The organism is Streptococcus dentasini (assembly GCF_053206945.1).
Genome location: NZ_JBRUHS010000009.1, coordinates 37,630 through 50,907, shown reverse-complemented (window position 1 = coordinate 50,907; position 13,278 = coordinate 37,630). Strand labels below are relative to the sequence as shown.

At 40.4% G+C, this 13,278-nt stretch carries 17 protein-coding genes; 13 read left to right on the top strand and 4 right to left on the bottom strand.

Going from position 1 to position 13,278, the window contains the following annotated elements:
- The first annotated feature begins 27 nt into the window (after positions 1–27).
- The 13 genes from recA (at position 28) to nrdG (ending at position 9,875) form a co-directional block, all read left to right on the top strand.
- Positions 28–1,173 (top strand): recombinase RecA, encoded by a 1,146-nt coding sequence (recA, locus tag ACVR1G_RS07650; RefSeq protein WP_447452589.1) that lies wholly within the window; start codon positions 28–30, stop codon positions 1,171–1,173.
- A gap of 224 nt (positions 1,174–1,397) precedes the next feature.
- Complete coding sequence (gene spx / locus ACVR1G_RS07645) at positions 1,398–1,796, top strand: transcriptional regulator Spx (protein ID WP_447452588.1); 399 nt, start codon at positions 1,398–1,400, stop codon at positions 1,794–1,796.
- Positions 1,797–1,886: 90 nt separating this feature from the next.
- A complete protein-coding gene (locus ACVR1G_RS07640; RefSeq protein WP_447452587.1) occupies positions 1,887–2,468 on the top strand; it encodes an SP0191 family lipoprotein in 582 nt (193 codons plus the stop codon).
- Between the two features lie 81 nt (positions 2,469–2,549).
- On the top strand, positions 2,550–2,816 hold the full coding sequence (locus tag ACVR1G_RS07635) for an IreB family regulatory phosphoprotein (RefSeq protein WP_447452586.1): 267 nt from the start codon (positions 2,550–2,552) through the stop codon (positions 2,814–2,816).
- Positions 2,816–3,235 (top strand): Holliday junction resolvase RuvX, encoded by a 420-nt coding sequence (ruvX, locus tag ACVR1G_RS07630; RefSeq protein WP_447452585.1) that lies wholly within the window; start codon positions 2,816–2,818, stop codon positions 3,233–3,235. Before ACVR1G_RS07635 ends, ruvX begins: the two co-directional genes overlap by 1 nt.
- Positions 3,236–3,326: 91 nt before the next feature.
- On the top strand, positions 3,327–3,626 hold the full coding sequence (locus ACVR1G_RS07625; RefSeq protein ID WP_447452584.1) for a DUF1292 domain-containing protein: 300 nt from the start codon (positions 3,327–3,329) through the stop codon (positions 3,624–3,626).
- A gap of 125 nt (positions 3,627–3,751) precedes the next feature.
- Positions 3,752–3,877: a hypothetical protein gene (locus ACVR1G_RS07620; protein ID WP_447452583.1), complete on the top strand. Its 126-nt coding sequence runs from the start codon at positions 3,752–3,754 to the stop codon at positions 3,875–3,877.
- Positions 3,878–3,963: 86 nt separating this feature from the next.
- Positions 3,964–5,562, top strand: a complete 1,599-nt coding sequence (locus ACVR1G_RS07615; RefSeq protein ID WP_447452582.1) for a glycosyltransferase family protein — start codon at positions 3,964–3,966, stop codon at positions 5,560–5,562.
- A gap of 101 nt (positions 5,563–5,663) precedes the next feature.
- The gene (nrdD, locus tag ACVR1G_RS07610; RefSeq protein ID WP_447452581.1) at positions 5,664–7,865 is read left to right on the top strand and encodes an anaerobic ribonucleoside-triphosphate reductase; all 2,202 of its coding nucleotides are present in this window, start codon (positions 5,664–5,666) and stop codon (positions 7,863–7,865) included.
- Positions 7,866–7,891: 26 nt separating this feature from the next.
- Positions 7,892–8,176: an IreB family regulatory phosphoprotein gene (locus tag ACVR1G_RS07605; RefSeq protein WP_447452580.1), complete on the top strand. Its 285-nt coding sequence runs from the start codon at positions 7,892–7,894 to the stop codon at positions 8,174–8,176.
- A gap of 39 nt (positions 8,177–8,215) precedes the next feature.
- Positions 8,216–8,356 carry a hypothetical protein gene (locus ACVR1G_RS07600; RefSeq protein WP_447452579.1) on the top strand — a complete coding sequence of 47 codons (141 nt, stop codon included), beginning with the start codon at positions 8,216–8,218 and terminating at the stop codon, positions 8,354–8,356.
- Positions 8,357–8,761: 405 nt separating this feature from the next.
- A complete protein-coding gene (locus tag ACVR1G_RS07595; RefSeq protein ID WP_447452578.1) occupies positions 8,762–9,283 on the top strand; it encodes a GNAT family N-acetyltransferase in 522 nt (173 codons plus the stop codon).
- Complete coding sequence (gene nrdG, locus ACVR1G_RS07590; protein ID WP_447452577.1) at positions 9,276–9,875, top strand: anaerobic ribonucleoside-triphosphate reductase activating protein; 600 nt, start codon at positions 9,276–9,278, stop codon at positions 9,873–9,875. Before ACVR1G_RS07595 ends, nrdG begins: the two co-directional genes overlap by 8 nt.
- Before the next feature lie 202 nt (positions 9,876–10,077).
- Here the strand turns inward: nrdG and yaaA are convergent, their stop codons facing one another.
- The 4 genes from yaaA to ACVR1G_RS07570 form a co-directional block, all read right to left on the bottom strand.
- Positions 10,078–10,755: a peroxide stress protein YaaA gene (gene yaaA, locus ACVR1G_RS07585; protein ID WP_447452576.1), complete on the bottom strand. Its 678-nt coding sequence runs from the start codon at positions 10,753–10,755 to the stop codon at positions 10,078–10,080.
- Between the two features lie 34 nt (positions 10,756–10,789).
- Positions 10,790–11,476, bottom strand: coding sequence for a rhomboid family intramembrane serine protease (locus ACVR1G_RS07580; protein WP_447452575.1), 687 nt, complete (start codon positions 11,474–11,476; stop codon positions 10,790–10,792).
- A complete protein-coding gene (locus tag ACVR1G_RS07575; RefSeq protein ID WP_447452574.1) occupies positions 11,460–11,999 on the bottom strand; it encodes a 5-formyltetrahydrofolate cyclo-ligase in 540 nt (179 codons plus the stop codon). Before ACVR1G_RS07575 ends, ACVR1G_RS07580 begins: the two co-directional genes overlap by 17 nt.
- Before the next feature lie 100 nt (positions 12,000–12,099).
- Complete coding sequence (locus tag ACVR1G_RS07570; RefSeq protein WP_447452573.1) at positions 12,100–13,236, bottom strand: N-acetyldiaminopimelate deacetylase; 1,137 nt, start codon at positions 13,234–13,236, stop codon at positions 12,100–12,102.
- Between the last annotated feature and the right edge of the window lie 42 nt (positions 13,237–13,278).

Sequence of the window (13,278 nt, the reverse complement as noted above, 5' to 3'; positions counted from 1 at the left end):
GCTAACTAGAAAAATAGGAGAAAAGAATTGGCGAAAAAAACAAAGAAATCAGAAGAAGTTACTAAAAAATTCGGTGATGAGCGCAAAAAGGCCTTAGACGATGCCTTAAAAAATATTGAAAAAGATTTTGGTAAAGGCGCGATTATGAAGCTAGGTGAGCGAGCAGAGCAAAAGGTTCAAGTAATGAGTTCTGGCAGCCTAGCCTTGGATATTGCCCTAGGAGCGGGCGGTTATCCTAAAGGCCGTATCATTGAAATCTATGGTCCTGAATCCTCAGGTAAGACAACCGTAGCTCTTCATGCTGTGGCTCAGGCTCAAAAAGAAGGTGGAATTGCCGCTTTTATCGATGCTGAGCATGCCCTTGATCCCAGCTATGCCGCGGCTCTAGGAGTTAATATCGATGAGTTGCTCTTATCCCAGCCCGATTCTGGCGAACAAGGTTTAGAGATTGCAGGTAAGCTGATTGATTCTGGGGCCGTTGATTTGGTTGTAGTAGACTCTGTCGCAGCCTTGGTACCGCGTGCAGAAATTGATGGTGATATCGGTGACAGCCACGTTGGTCTGCAAGCTCGTATGATGAGTCAGGCTATGCGCAAGCTATCGGCTTCTATCAATAAAACTAAAACCATTGCCATCTTTATCAACCAACTCCGTGAGAAAGTCGGTGTCATGTTTGGTAATCCAGAAACCACACCAGGTGGCCGTGCCCTCAAATTCTACTCTTCTGTCCGTTTAGATGTTCGCGGTAATACACAAATTAAAGGAACAGGTGAACAAAAGGACAGCAGTATTGGTAAAGAAACGAAGATTAAGGTTGTTAAAAATAAGGTTGCCCCACCATTCAAAGTTGCGGAAGTTGAAATTATGTATGGCGAAGGGATTTCTCGAACCGGCGAGTTAGTTAAGATTGCTACGGATATGGATATCATCCAGAAATCTGGCGCTTGGTACTCTTATAATGGTGAAAAGATTGGCCAAGGTTCAGAAAATGCTAAAAAATATCTGGCAGATAATCCAGAAATTTTTGAGGAAATTGACCGCCAGGTCCGCATTAAATATGGTCTGATCGATACTGACGAAGCAGAAACTGCCGCCTCCCCTCAACAGGAAGAGGCTAAAGATCAGTCAGAGGACCTATCCTTAGATCTAGATACGATTGAAATCGAAGAATAATGTTTAAGAATTAAGTAATTGGAACAAGAAGCTGGCTTTTATTGGTCAGCTTCTTTTATGTGCTATTATATCTTGAAATATGACGAACACCTTAACAAATGCTTAAAATATTAAAAAATGAAGTTTTTTAGTTGACAATTTGAAAATAGGTCGCAAGACCTATGTTCAGTTTAGGATATCTGTGCTAGAATGTAACTATCATGTGATAGAAAGAGAGAAGTGACATGATTAAGATTTATACAATTTCTAGCTGTACTAGCTGTAAAAAAGCAAAAACTTGGTTAAATAACCACCAATTACCATACAAGGAACAAAATCTCGGAAAAGAGGGATTAACAAAAGAGGAAATTCTCAATATCTTGTCCAAGACGGAAGATGGAGTTGAGAGTATTGTCTCATCTAAAAATCGCTATGCTAGAGCGCTCGATTTTGATATCGATGAGCTAAGCCTCAGTCAGGTGGTTGATTTGATTCAAGAAAATCCACGTATTTTGAAGAGTCCGATTTTAATTGACGATAAGCGTTTGCAAGTTGGTTACAAGGAGGATGATATACGCGCCTTCTTGCCGCGTGCTATTCGTGAGGTTGAAAATAATCAGGCGCGCATGCGGGCTGTCTTGTAATAAAATATCGAAAAGGAGGGCAATCGCCCTTCTTTTTTGTCTTAAAGTACGCTATAATACTAATGTTAGTGCTTTAGATAAGGAGAAAAAATGAAAAGAAAAATTTATATGACATTGACAGCTCTGGTTTTGGTTTTAAGTTTGGCGGCCTGCTCAAACAGTCTTAATGAGAAATCATCTTCGAACTCTGATAAAATTGGTAAGACAGCTAAAAAGAGCTCAGCTTCTCAGAAGGTAAAAAAAGTTTCTGGAACCAAGGCTATGCAGTTTAAAGTGTCAGATAGTGATGGACAACTAACAGTTACTGAAACTGTTGATTATGATGGGGATGAGTATAAAGCTATCAAGATCACTGTTTTACAACCTATGCCTGAAGACATCAAGCAAGCGGCTCAAGGAAGGGATATGAATGAGGTCAAGGGTGCTGTGCTTCCTGAATGGGAGAAAACTAGCACGATCCAAGAGTTAAAAAATACCAAAGGTGTAACAGTAAACTTGGATATTACAAATAATTATGAGCTAAAAGCTAACATTAATATCGATATGAAAAGTATTGATAGTGACTCTCTCGACGATGTGGGCTTCTTTCTCGATGTGACAAAAGAGAATACACCATTGGAGTACATCTTGTATTTAGCCCAGCGCGGTGCTACCAAGGTAGACCCTGCTTAAAGAGTGACTTTTCATTGAAAAGATAAGGAAAATAAGGTATAATAACAGGAAGTTGTTGGCATTCAGAAAGAAGGTGCAAGTATGGGATTTACAGATGAAACCGTTCGTTTCAATTTAGATGATGGAAATAAGCAGGAAATTAGTGATACCTTGACCGCTGTCTATCGCTCACTTAATGATAAAGGATACAATCCGATTAACCAAATCGTTGGCTACGTATTAAGTGGGGATCCTGCCTATGTGCCTCGTTATAATGACGCTCGTAATAAGATTCGCAAATATGAACGTGATGAAATTGTCGAGGAGCTCGTTCGCTTTTATCTTAAAGGAAATGGAATCGACGTTTAATGAGGATAATGGGACTAGATGTAGGCTCGAAAACGGTTGGTGTCGCGATTAGTGATCCACTTGGTTTTACAGCCCAAGGCCTTGAGATTATTCAGATAAACGAAGAGAGAGAAGAATTTGGCTTTGAACGTTTAGGTGAGTTGATTAAGGAATATAGGGTCGAGAAATTTGTTGTCGGCTTGCCTAAAAATATGAACAATACTAGCGGCCCACGCGTAGAAGCTAGCCGAAATTATGGAGAAAAAATCTCCGAGCTCTTTCAGTTGCCTGTTGATTATCAGGACGAACGACTGACGACTGTCCAAGCTGAGCGTATGTTGGTAGAGCAGGCTGATGTTAGCCGCGGTAAGCGTAAGAAAGTTATTGATAAGTTAGCCGCTCAGCTGATTTTGCAAAATTATTTAGATCGTTTATTTTAGCAAGTTATCTCTGAAGTTAAGCCATTTCAATACAAGTTCTGATTTGGGAATTGCTGGACTTTTGGAGTTATATAAAGAGGAGAGAAGAATTATGGCACACGAACACAACCATGATCATGAAGTGATTACCCTTGTTGATGAGCAAGGAAACGAGACCTTATTTGAAATTCTTTTGACTATTGACGGTCGTGAAGAATTTGGCAAAAACTATGTATTGCTGGTGCCAGCTGGCGCTCAGGAAGACGATAACGGAGAAATCGAAATTCAGGCTTACTCGTTCACGGAGAATGAGGATGGTACAGAAGGAGATTTACAGCCAATACCGGAAGACTCTAATGCTGAGTGGGACATGATAGAAGAAGTCTTTAACAGCTTTTTAGATGAAGAATAGAATGTAGAGGAGCAGGTTTCATCATTCCAGCTCTTTTTATTTGGATCTTGCTAAACTAAACTCTAATGTAGCCTAATAAGAGATATCTTTGACTTTTTCGAATAAATAGATAGAGGATTCTATTTATGAAGAAAGAAAATTTATCACCCGAAGAACAGGAATTTTTAGAGAGCTACCTAAGACGTTCCCATCACCGCTTCAAGGAGATTCTGACCTATAGCATAATCCTTAGAAAATTGACTAAAGACTAAATTCTGATATACTAGAGAGGATAATGTAAACAGAAAAATCTAACAAACCAAGCGTATCAGCTTTATCATTTTAATGAGGAGAACGGATGGCAGATTATAGACGAGATGAAGAACTTCCAACATACAGCCGCAGGAAGAGTGAGCCCGAGGGAGTTGAGGAAAAAACACCGCATGAAGAATCATCCTTTCATAAAGTTGAGGTAGGCGGCTCACACAGATTTTATATTCTTCTGTTTAGTTTGGTTTTAGCTCTGACCTCGGTGGCCAACCCTCTACTGACAGACTTTGGGAATGCTGCCCAAACCACTAACCTATATACAGGACAGATCATGAGCCAAGGACATGTTCCTTATCAAGATATTTTTGCGACAGGTGGTTTCCTTTTTTACGGAATTATTGCGCTCAGCTATCTTTTAGGATCTAGCCTGTGGTTGATGTTGGTAGAATTTTTGGCTTTTTATATGTCAGGAATTTACCTCTATAAAATTATTAGTTTCTTGACTGATAAGTCTGGGATGGGTATGACCTTTACCCTTGTCTTTTATCTACTCAATCTCGGATTCGGTTTTGGCAATCTTTACCCTATCCAATGGGCCTTTCCTTTCATCTTGAATGCTTTATGGTTTTTGACTAAGTATTTTACAGGCTATATCAATGATGAAGCCTTTGTGATTTATGGATTTTTTGGGACCCTCGCTGCCTTGTTGGAACCCCGCAGTCTCATCTTCTGGATCCTGTCTTTCGTAGCTATCGGTCTCTATAATTTTAGCCAACGTCACTTTGCCAGAGGCTTTTATCAGCTTTTGTGCATGATTTTTGGCGCTATTGTGGTTTATTATACTGTTGGCTACTTTGTCTTTAATATGGGAAATTTAGAGGATTATATCAATCAGGCCCTCACCTATAATTTTACTGTCTTTGCTATTGCTAAGGAATCCTTACTCATTACCCTTCCCTACCAAATTTTAATAGCAGCAGCTTCTGGTCTACTCTTGGGACTGTTTGGTTTCTTTGGGCACCGCAGCCAGGAAACAAAATTCAAAATACCTAAATGGCTTATTTTTCTTACCCTAGTTTTAACTCTATTAATGGGAGTTTTTTCACAAAGTTATTACCTTTATCAACTTCTGTTACCTCTACCCTTTGGACTGATTTTGACAGCCTTGGTAATTAACGATGGTATGGAAAATGGGAAAAAAGAGGGGCGGGCTAGCCATGCTGCCCACCGGCGTAAACGCAGCCGTGAGGTCAAGGATAATTACTGGGCGGTCTTCGCTCGGAAGCATTTTCAGCTCCCCATCTTAGTCATAGTGGTAGGGATAGGTATACCAATCTTCTTAGGGATCGCCTCCCTGGGACTCAATCGCGAACGCAGTAGCATTGCTAATTATCTTAGGGAAAATACAAGTGAGGACTCTCAGATCTATGTCTGGGATCACTCGTCAAAAATTTATTTGGAGACAGCTCGCCAGTCGGTTTCACAATTTCCGCTACCGTCTGTTAATATAGCTAATGCTGCCAACAGCCAAAAACTGAGCGATGACCTGATTCAAGACAGCGCTGAGTATATTATTGTTAACGATGATGCAAAGTTACCGTCAGAAGTGTTACATAATCTTAAGGGGGCTTACGATAAGAAATCCTTAGATGATGCCAGTCATTTCACGATTTATCAAAAGAAATAATTTCAGCTATCAAAATCAATATGTTGTGGTTTAATAAAAAACTCACCACAACATATTGATTTTTTTTGGCCTTGTGCTATAATGGAGACCGAGGTGGAAAAATGATCACATTAGAAAAAAACTTCGTTATCACAAATCCAGAAATTACAGTTATCAAACGCGATGGCCGTCGAACAAAGTTTGACAGTGATAAAATTTATCAGGCCTTACTGCGGGCAAGTCAAGAAGTTTCAGAGCTGTCTCCCTTGATGGAAACGAAATTAAAGGGTATTACTGATCGTATCGTAGCAGAAATCGCCGATCGTTTTACAGCCGATGTCAAAATTTATGAGATCCAAAGTATCGTTGAACATGAATTGCTCAATGCTAATGAATATGCTATTGCGCAGGAATATATTAATTACCGTACTAAACGAGATTTCGCCCGTTCACAAGCGACAGACATCAACTTCACCATTGATCGTTTGCTTAACAAAGATCAAACTGTAGTCAATGAAAATGCTAATAAAGACAGTGACGTTTTTAATACACAGCGTGATTTGACCGCCGGTATTGTGGGGAAATCGATTGGCTTGAAAATGCTGCCACCTCATGTTGCTAACGCTCACCAAAAGGGAGATATCCATTTCCACGATTTGGATTACAGCCCCTACACGCCTATGACGAACTGCTGCCTGATTGACTTTAAGGGGATGCTGGCTAACGGCTTTAAAATTGGTAATGCTGATGTTGAAAGTCCCAAATCAATTCAGACAGCAACTGCCCAGATCTCCCAAATTATTGCCAATGTGGCTTCCAGTCAATATGGCGGTTGTACAGCTGATCGGATTGATGAATTTTTAGCCCCTTACGCTGAACTTAATTATCAAAAGCACTTGGCTGATGCTAAAAAGTGGGTTGCTGAGGATAAGTGGGAAGATTATGCGCGTGCCAAAACAAAAAAGGACATCTATGATGCCATGCAGTCTTTGGAGTATGAGATTAACACACTCTTTACCTCGAATGGACAGACTCCTTTTACCTCTTTGGGTTTTGGTTTGGGAACATCATGGTTTGAACGGGAAATTCAAAAGGCCATCTTAGAGATCCGAATTAAGGGTTTAGGAAGTGAACACCGAACAGCCATTTTCCCTAAATTAATTTTTACGCTCAAGCGTGGACTTAATTTAGAGCCTAATACTCCAAATTACGATATAAAACAATTAGCCTTAGAATGTGCAACCAAGCGTATGTACCCAGATGTTTTATCCTATGATAAGATTATTGATTTGACGGCTTCCTTTAAAGCACCAATGGGATGTCGCTCTTTCCTTCAGGGATGGAGAGATGAAAATGGTCAGGAAGTAAACTCTGGACGGATGAATCTTGGGGTGGTAACAGTTAATTTACCACGTATCGCTATGGAATCCGATGGTGATAAGGAGAAGTTTTGGTCACTTTTTGTTGAACGCATGCAAATTGCTAAGGATGCCCTAGTCTATCGCGTTGAACGCGTAAAGGAAGCTAGCCCCGCTAATGCTCCTATCCTCTATCAATATGGGGCTTTTGGTAAGCGTCTGCCAAAAACAGGCAATGTTGATACGCTCTTTAGACATCGTCGGGCAACAGTTTCTCTAGGCTATATTGGTCTTTACGAAGTTGCTACTGTCTTCTATGGCGGTGAATGGGAAAACAATCCAGAGGCTAAGGAATTTACAAAAGATATCATCCGCCAGATGAAGAAAATGGTTGAAGCTTGGTCAGATGAATATGACTACCATTTTTCTATCTATTCAACACCATCTGAGAGCCTAACTGACCGATTCTGTCGTTTAGATACGGAGAAGTTTGGCAAGGTTAAGGACATTACGGACAAGGAGTACTACACCAACTCCTTCCACTATGATGTGCGTAAGAATCCGACACCATTTGAAAAATTAGATTTTGAAAAGGATTACCCTGAACTAGGGGCTAGTGGTGGATTTATCCACTATTGTGAATATCCTGTCTTGCAACAAAATCCTAAGGCCCTTGAGGCTGTGTGGGACTACGCATATGATAAGGTCGGTTATCTAGGAACTAATACTCCGATTGACAAATGTTATGAATGCGGATTTGAGGGAGATTTTACGCCGACTGAACGTGGCTTTATGTGTCCCAACTGTGGAAATACAGACCCTAAGACGGTTGATGTTGTCAAACGGACTTGTGGTTATCTTGGCAACCCTCAAGCACGTCCTATGGTTAATGGGCGCCATAAGGAAATTTCAGCCCGTGTTAAGCATATGAATGGTTCAACTATAAAAAATCCTGGGAAAGAATGAGATAAAATTTAGCGGAAGGAGAAAGGATGTCAGAAGAGAAAAATTTTGTGGGTGATACAGTTCTCTTTAACTTAGATGAGGACTCTAATGAGTTGGTCAATGATTTAATAACAGTCTCTCAGTCTTTAAGTGAGATTGGTTATGATCCTGTTAACCAGATTGTCGGTTATATTCTCAGCGGAGACCCAGCCTATGTTCCTCGTCACAATAATGCTCGCAACCACATTCGCCGACATCATCCTGACGAAATTGTTGATGAATTGGTTCGATATTATTTGCATGAGAAGGGATTGGCTGCAAATAGTCAATAACGATTAATACAATATGTTGGTTAGATAAGAGGTAGTAGGATGGGAAAGTATCAATTGGATGATAAGGGAAGGGCACAAGTTAACCGCTATCACGAAAAGCATTCAATGTATATTAAAAATGATCAAAAAGCGCGTGTTCGAGAGCTCTTAAAACAAACTAGGATTGGAAAGAATAGATAATATTAAAAGGAGAGAGGCACTCAATCAGTAAATCGTGATAAAATCACAATTCTGATTTTCTTCACTCTCCCATTTTAAGACTCTGATCTCTGCCGATTTCCTGTTTTTAGGTGGCGGTCTTGGCAGTCTATCCTCAGATTCAAAATACGCTGGAGCATTTCAATCCACCTCTGCTGCATAGCTCCAAAGATCTGGGGATCTTTTGGGGTGGAGATAAGATGAACCACGTTCATGGTATTAGATATAATATAACCTCCAACAGTTTCCCGAATTGTTGGAGGTAGCGCTTAAAAACTAGAAATGTCCAGTTACAGAAAGCCAATCACTGCGTAAATCTAGAACAATACTAAAGAGTCTGGACTTTTGTCTCAGACTCTTTCTTACCAAACAAAAAAGGAGAAGGTTATGGAATTGCGTCGCCCGTCGTTAGGAGATAAAGCAAATATTCTGGATATGATAGAAGAATTTGAAAGAGAAGGCAGTTCGCATGATAGCAGCTTTTGGTCGGCACCGTCAGAAAACTTTGACTATGAAGACTGGCTATTACAGAATCAAGATGCGGAATTAGGCTTAAACCTACCTGAGGGGTGGGTTCCGTCGATCCAATTTGTAGCCTTTGCTGAAAATAATGGCTTAGCTCTTGGTTTTCTCAATTTACGCCTGCGTCTTAACGATTATTTACATCAGATAGGTGGTCATATTGGTTATTGGGTTAGACCAAGTCAGCGTAACAAGGGAATAGCAAAAACTATGTTGACAAAGGCTTTACATATCTGTCAAGTCAAAAATATACAGCAAGTTTTAGTGACCTGTCACGATAACAATCCCGCTAGCCGTGCAGTTGTGCTGGCTAATGGAGGAAAACTAGAAGATATTAGAGGCGGGATTGAACGCTATTGGATAGAAGTGGAGAAAAAAGATGAATAATCCCAAACCACAGGAGTGGAAATCAGAGGAGCTTAGCCAAGGACGTATCATTGATTATAAAGCCTTCAATTTTGTTGACGGAGAAGGCGTACGCAATTCCCTCTATGTCAGCGGTTGCATGTTTCATTGTGAGGGCTGCTATAATGCAGCTACTTGGTCTTTCAAGGCTGGTATCCCCTATACTCAAGAATTGGAAGAGCAAATAATGGCTGATTTATCTCAGCCCTATGTCCAAGGGCTGACCCTGCTGGGTGGAGAACCCTTTCTAAATACAGGTATTCTTTTACCCTTAGTTAAGCGTATTCGCCAAGAGCTGCCCCAAAAGGACATTTGGTCATGGACAGGCTACACTTGGGAAGAGCTTATGCTAGAAACAGCTGATAAACTTGAATTATTACATTTGGTCGATATTTTGGTAGATGGACGCTTTGACATCACTAAAAAAAATCTGATGCTGCAATTCAGGGGTTCTGCCAACCAGCGGATTATTGATGTCAAAAAATCTTTAGCTAAGAAAGAGGTTGTAATTTGGGATAAACTCAATGATGGGCAGGCAACCTATGAGCAAGTTAGTCGTGACAATCTCATATAGATCACCCTAGGTAAATTATATTAGCCCCGCCTGAGAGTGTCATGTACAATTGCTTCACTATCAAATAAAGGATATAAGAGACTAATACCATACAAGGAAACGTTAAGCATAAAACTTTATCTTGAGTTTTATGCTTTTGTTGTGTTTATTTAAATGTATTAGGTTTTACAAATATAAGATTTTGTTCATTAGAGAGATCAGATCAATAATCAAATCCATCAACCCTAAGGTTCTTAATATCCTCTAGCGCTTGAATTTGTTTTTTGATAACCTGACTTAAAAAGCGGCCGCGAGCCTTTTTAGAAATCGTTGAATGTGCTTTTAGCTGACCGTTCTGTTCCTCATGAAAAGTAACTCTAATAAAATTTTTGGCACAGCTTGGTGAAAAGACTGCCTCAAATTCATTAGAAAGCAAGGAAACAATTATCTCATCAGTCTCAGAGCAAAAATTATCAAAGATAGGTCGCCAGTAGTTTTTAAGAGATTGTGTGTCAATTTTAACTTTACACTGGAAATCCAATCGATGTGGTGCAATGACATCCAAAGCACTAATAATACCATAAAAAGCAGAAGTAATGTAGACGTGCTTTTTTGTAAAGAGTCGTTGCGCTTCTGTCAAGTTTCTGTCAATATTACGGTACATAAGCCCATTGAACAGTTCTAAAGCGGGATAACCAGATGCCGTTCCTTGCTCCAGATCAGCAATACGTTGTGCTTCAATTTGAGCGGATTGCGTTTTAACACCGTAAATCTTTTCAAGCTCAGGAACACTCGCTTGAGCTAGTACCTCAAGAATAGGGAGGCTAACAGATGGGAGATGATGCGGGGCTGATGTGAAATTGGACTGCAGTTCTTTAGCCGGTGGAATTAAAAATTTCATAGACAAATTTCCCTTTAGTGAATAGAAAAAACAATTACGAGAGTGCCAAGCCAAGCATACCAAATGCGAAAAATAAATAGGCAAATAGAGCCAACAGCTTAAGTCCCTTAGGGATATTAGACTTAAAGCGGTTCATAGGCAACCAGAGCGCAACCAGAGCGCCCCCCCAAGCTCCGCCTAGATGACCGACGAAACTGATACTTGGATGACCAGACAGTAGATCCATAATATTGAAGACCAAATTGAGGGCTATTAAGATGAGAAACTGATTACCAATCTGTTTGAGAACAGCATTACTGCCAATATAGCTGATAGTGACAATAGCTGCAAATAGACCAAAGAGTGAAGTAGAAGCCCCTGCTGCTAGTACGTCTGGGGTGAAAAAGAGGGTTGCTATATTTCCCATGATACCTGCTAGTAGATAAAGGATAAAAAATTTGACTGTTCCCCAAAGTTCTTCGGCAATACGACCAACAAAGTATAGGGAGATACCATTGATAATGAGGTGTTCCCAACCAATATGAACAAAAACAGGAGATACCAGGCGCCAAAGTTGTCGGTTATCATACTGGACAGCTCGCCCATACATACCACCAAAGCGATAGATAGCTGCGCTTGATGTAGCCCTACCAAAGTAGATAATGTTCATAGCTAGGAAAATTAAAACTGTGACAGAAAGTAAAATATAAGTGGCAGGGTATTTTTTAAAATCTTTTAGCATAGGTTAATACCTTTCTAACAGGAATATCATGTTTATCGGGCAAAAAGTTTGCCTCTTGACAAGGGTAAATAGTACTAATAGTTGCTCCTTGAAAATCCTTCAAATAGCGATCATAGAAACCGGCACCGTAGCCAATACGGTAACCTTGAGGATTAAAGGCTACCCCTGGGACATGGATAAGATCAATATGCTCTTTATCAATAGCTTCTCCATTAATGGGTTCAAGTAGCCCAAAATGTGTCTTTTTAAGGCTGTTAGGGTTGTATTCCGTAAAGATCATACGACTATTAGGGTAGGTTTTGGGAATTAAAACAGTTTTACGGTCTTCTTGTGCCTGATTAATCAGAAAAAGAGTATCGTATTCAAAGTCAAAGGGCAAGTAGGTCGCAATGATTTGTGCTTTTTGGTACTCTTGTGTTTTAATTAATTTTCGGTACAAAAAAGAGTCTATTTCTGCTTTTTTAACACGGTCCTGCTGCCTAAGAGAGAGAAGGACGCTACGGCGCAATTCAGATTTTAACATACTAGTATCTTACCATTTTTTGGCTAAACCAGCCTTAGGGAATACTCATTTGAACAAAATAATACTAAAGACCTGCCGAAGAATGCAGGTCTTTACCTTTTTACTGAACATGTGCACGATAGAACAAAAATTTAGAGATAGTATTAACAGCAAAAGCCAGAACTTCTTCCTTGGGATTCATCTTAGGACTGTGGAGCGGAGCTGCCGAATCGATACCCAACCAGAACATAGCACCTGGAATTTTATGCAAGAGGTAACCAAAATCTTCTCCAGTCATAGCTGGCAAGATATCAATAAGATTGGCCTCTGTTTTCTGGTCAAAGAAACGCATTAAATCTTTGGCAAGTTCGGGGTCATTTTCGACTGGTAGATAGCCTCCCTGAATCAATTCGACTTCCACTTTTAAGTTAAAAGCTGCAGCTACTCCTTGAGCAATTTCTTTCAACCGCTTTTGAGTTAAAAGATTCATCTCTTGAGTCAAGGTACGAATAGTACCATGGAGTTTAGCCTCTTCTGCAATGACATTGTTGGTAGTTCCAGCATGCATGGATCCAAAGGTTACAACAGCCCCTTCAATAGGATCTACATTACGACTGACAATAGTCTGAACTTGAGTGACAAAGTGAGCAGCAGCAACCAAGGCATCATTAGCTTCATGGGGGAATGCAGCATGACCGCCGGTTCCCTTGAAGGTTACTAAGGTTTCACAGGTCCCCGCAAATAAAGTGCTAGTATTAGTAGCGATATCACCGACTTTCAAATCAGGTCGGACATGAAGACCATAAAATTCGTCGGGTTTCCAATCGCCAAAAGCATCCTCGTCATACATCAGTTTACCACCAGCAAAATTTTCTTCTGCAGGCTGGAATAGGAAGAGAACATTGTGCTTAGGCTGTACCTGCACAAGCGCATCAAGTAGACCAAGTGCGGTCGTCATATGAATGTCATGGCCGCAAGCATGCATCCGTCCTTTGTGTTTGCTAGCAAAATCGAGACCAGTATCTTCCTGAACAGGCAAACCATCGATATCTGTCCGCCAGCCAACCGTTTTTTCAGGGCTACTCCCCTGCAGAAAAACCAAAATACCAGTCCGCCAAGTTCGCTGGGAAACAAAGTCTTTACCTGCGCTGATTTCAGCAATACGAGCCAAGAGATAGGCTTGTGTTTTATACTCGTCCAGACCAATTTCAGGAATTTGGTGGAGGTCACGGCGAATTTTAATGAGGTCTAAAGTCATTTATCTTTTTCTCCTAATAAAATAGAGTGAGACAATGAGTGG

What these genes read in the sequence shown, in the direction of transcription:
- spx (WP_447452588.1), top strand. Translation starts at nt 1,398, where the DNA reads ATGATTAAGATTTATACAATTTCTAGCTGTACTAGCTGTAAAAAAGCA.
- ACVR1G_RS07640 (WP_447452587.1), top strand. Translation starts at nt 1,887, where the DNA reads ATGAAAAGAAAAATTTATATGACATTGACAGCTCTGGTTTTGGTTTTA.
- ACVR1G_RS07635 (WP_447452586.1), top strand. Translation starts at nt 2,550, where the DNA reads ATGGGATTTACAGATGAAACCGTTCGTTTCAATTTAGATGATGGAAAT.
- ruvX (WP_447452585.1), top strand. Translation starts at nt 2,816, where the DNA reads ATGAGGATAATGGGACTAGATGTAGGCTCGAAAACGGTTGGTGTCGCG.
- ACVR1G_RS07625 (WP_447452584.1), top strand. Translation starts at nt 3,327, where the DNA reads ATGGCACACGAACACAACCATGATCATGAAGTGATTACCCTTGTTGAT.
- ACVR1G_RS07620 (WP_447452583.1), top strand. Translation starts at nt 3,752, where the DNA reads ATGAAGAAAGAAAATTTATCACCCGAAGAACAGGAATTTTTAGAGAGC.
- ACVR1G_RS07615 (WP_447452582.1), top strand. Translation starts at nt 3,964, where the DNA reads ATGGCAGATTATAGACGAGATGAAGAACTTCCAACATACAGCCGCAGG.
- nrdD (WP_447452581.1), top strand. Translation starts at nt 5,664, where the DNA reads ATGATCACATTAGAAAAAAACTTCGTTATCACAAATCCAGAAATTACA.
- ACVR1G_RS07605 (WP_447452580.1), top strand. Translation starts at nt 7,892, where the DNA reads ATGTCAGAAGAGAAAAATTTTGTGGGTGATACAGTTCTCTTTAACTTA.
- ACVR1G_RS07600 (WP_447452579.1), top strand. Translation starts at nt 8,216, where the DNA reads ATGGGAAAGTATCAATTGGATGATAAGGGAAGGGCACAAGTTAACCGC.
- ACVR1G_RS07595 (WP_447452578.1), top strand. Translation starts at nt 8,762, where the DNA reads ATGGAATTGCGTCGCCCGTCGTTAGGAGATAAAGCAAATATTCTGGAT.
- nrdG (WP_447452577.1), top strand. Translation starts at nt 9,276, where the DNA reads ATGAATAATCCCAAACCACAGGAGTGGAAATCAGAGGAGCTTAGCCAA.
- yaaA (WP_447452576.1), bottom strand. Translation starts at nt 10,755, where the DNA reads ATGAAATTTTTAATTCCACCGGCTAAAGAACTGCAGTCCAATTTCACA.
- ACVR1G_RS07580 (WP_447452575.1), bottom strand. Translation starts at nt 11,476, where the DNA reads ATGCTAAAAGATTTTAAAAAATACCCTGCCACTTATATTTTACTTTCT.
- ACVR1G_RS07575 (WP_447452574.1), bottom strand. Translation starts at nt 11,999, where the DNA reads ATGTTAAAATCTGAATTGCGCCGTAGCGTCCTTCTCTCTCTTAGGCAG.
- ACVR1G_RS07570 (WP_447452573.1), bottom strand. Translation starts at nt 13,236, where the DNA reads ATGACTTTAGACCTCATTAAAATTCGCCGTGACCTCCACCAAATTCCT.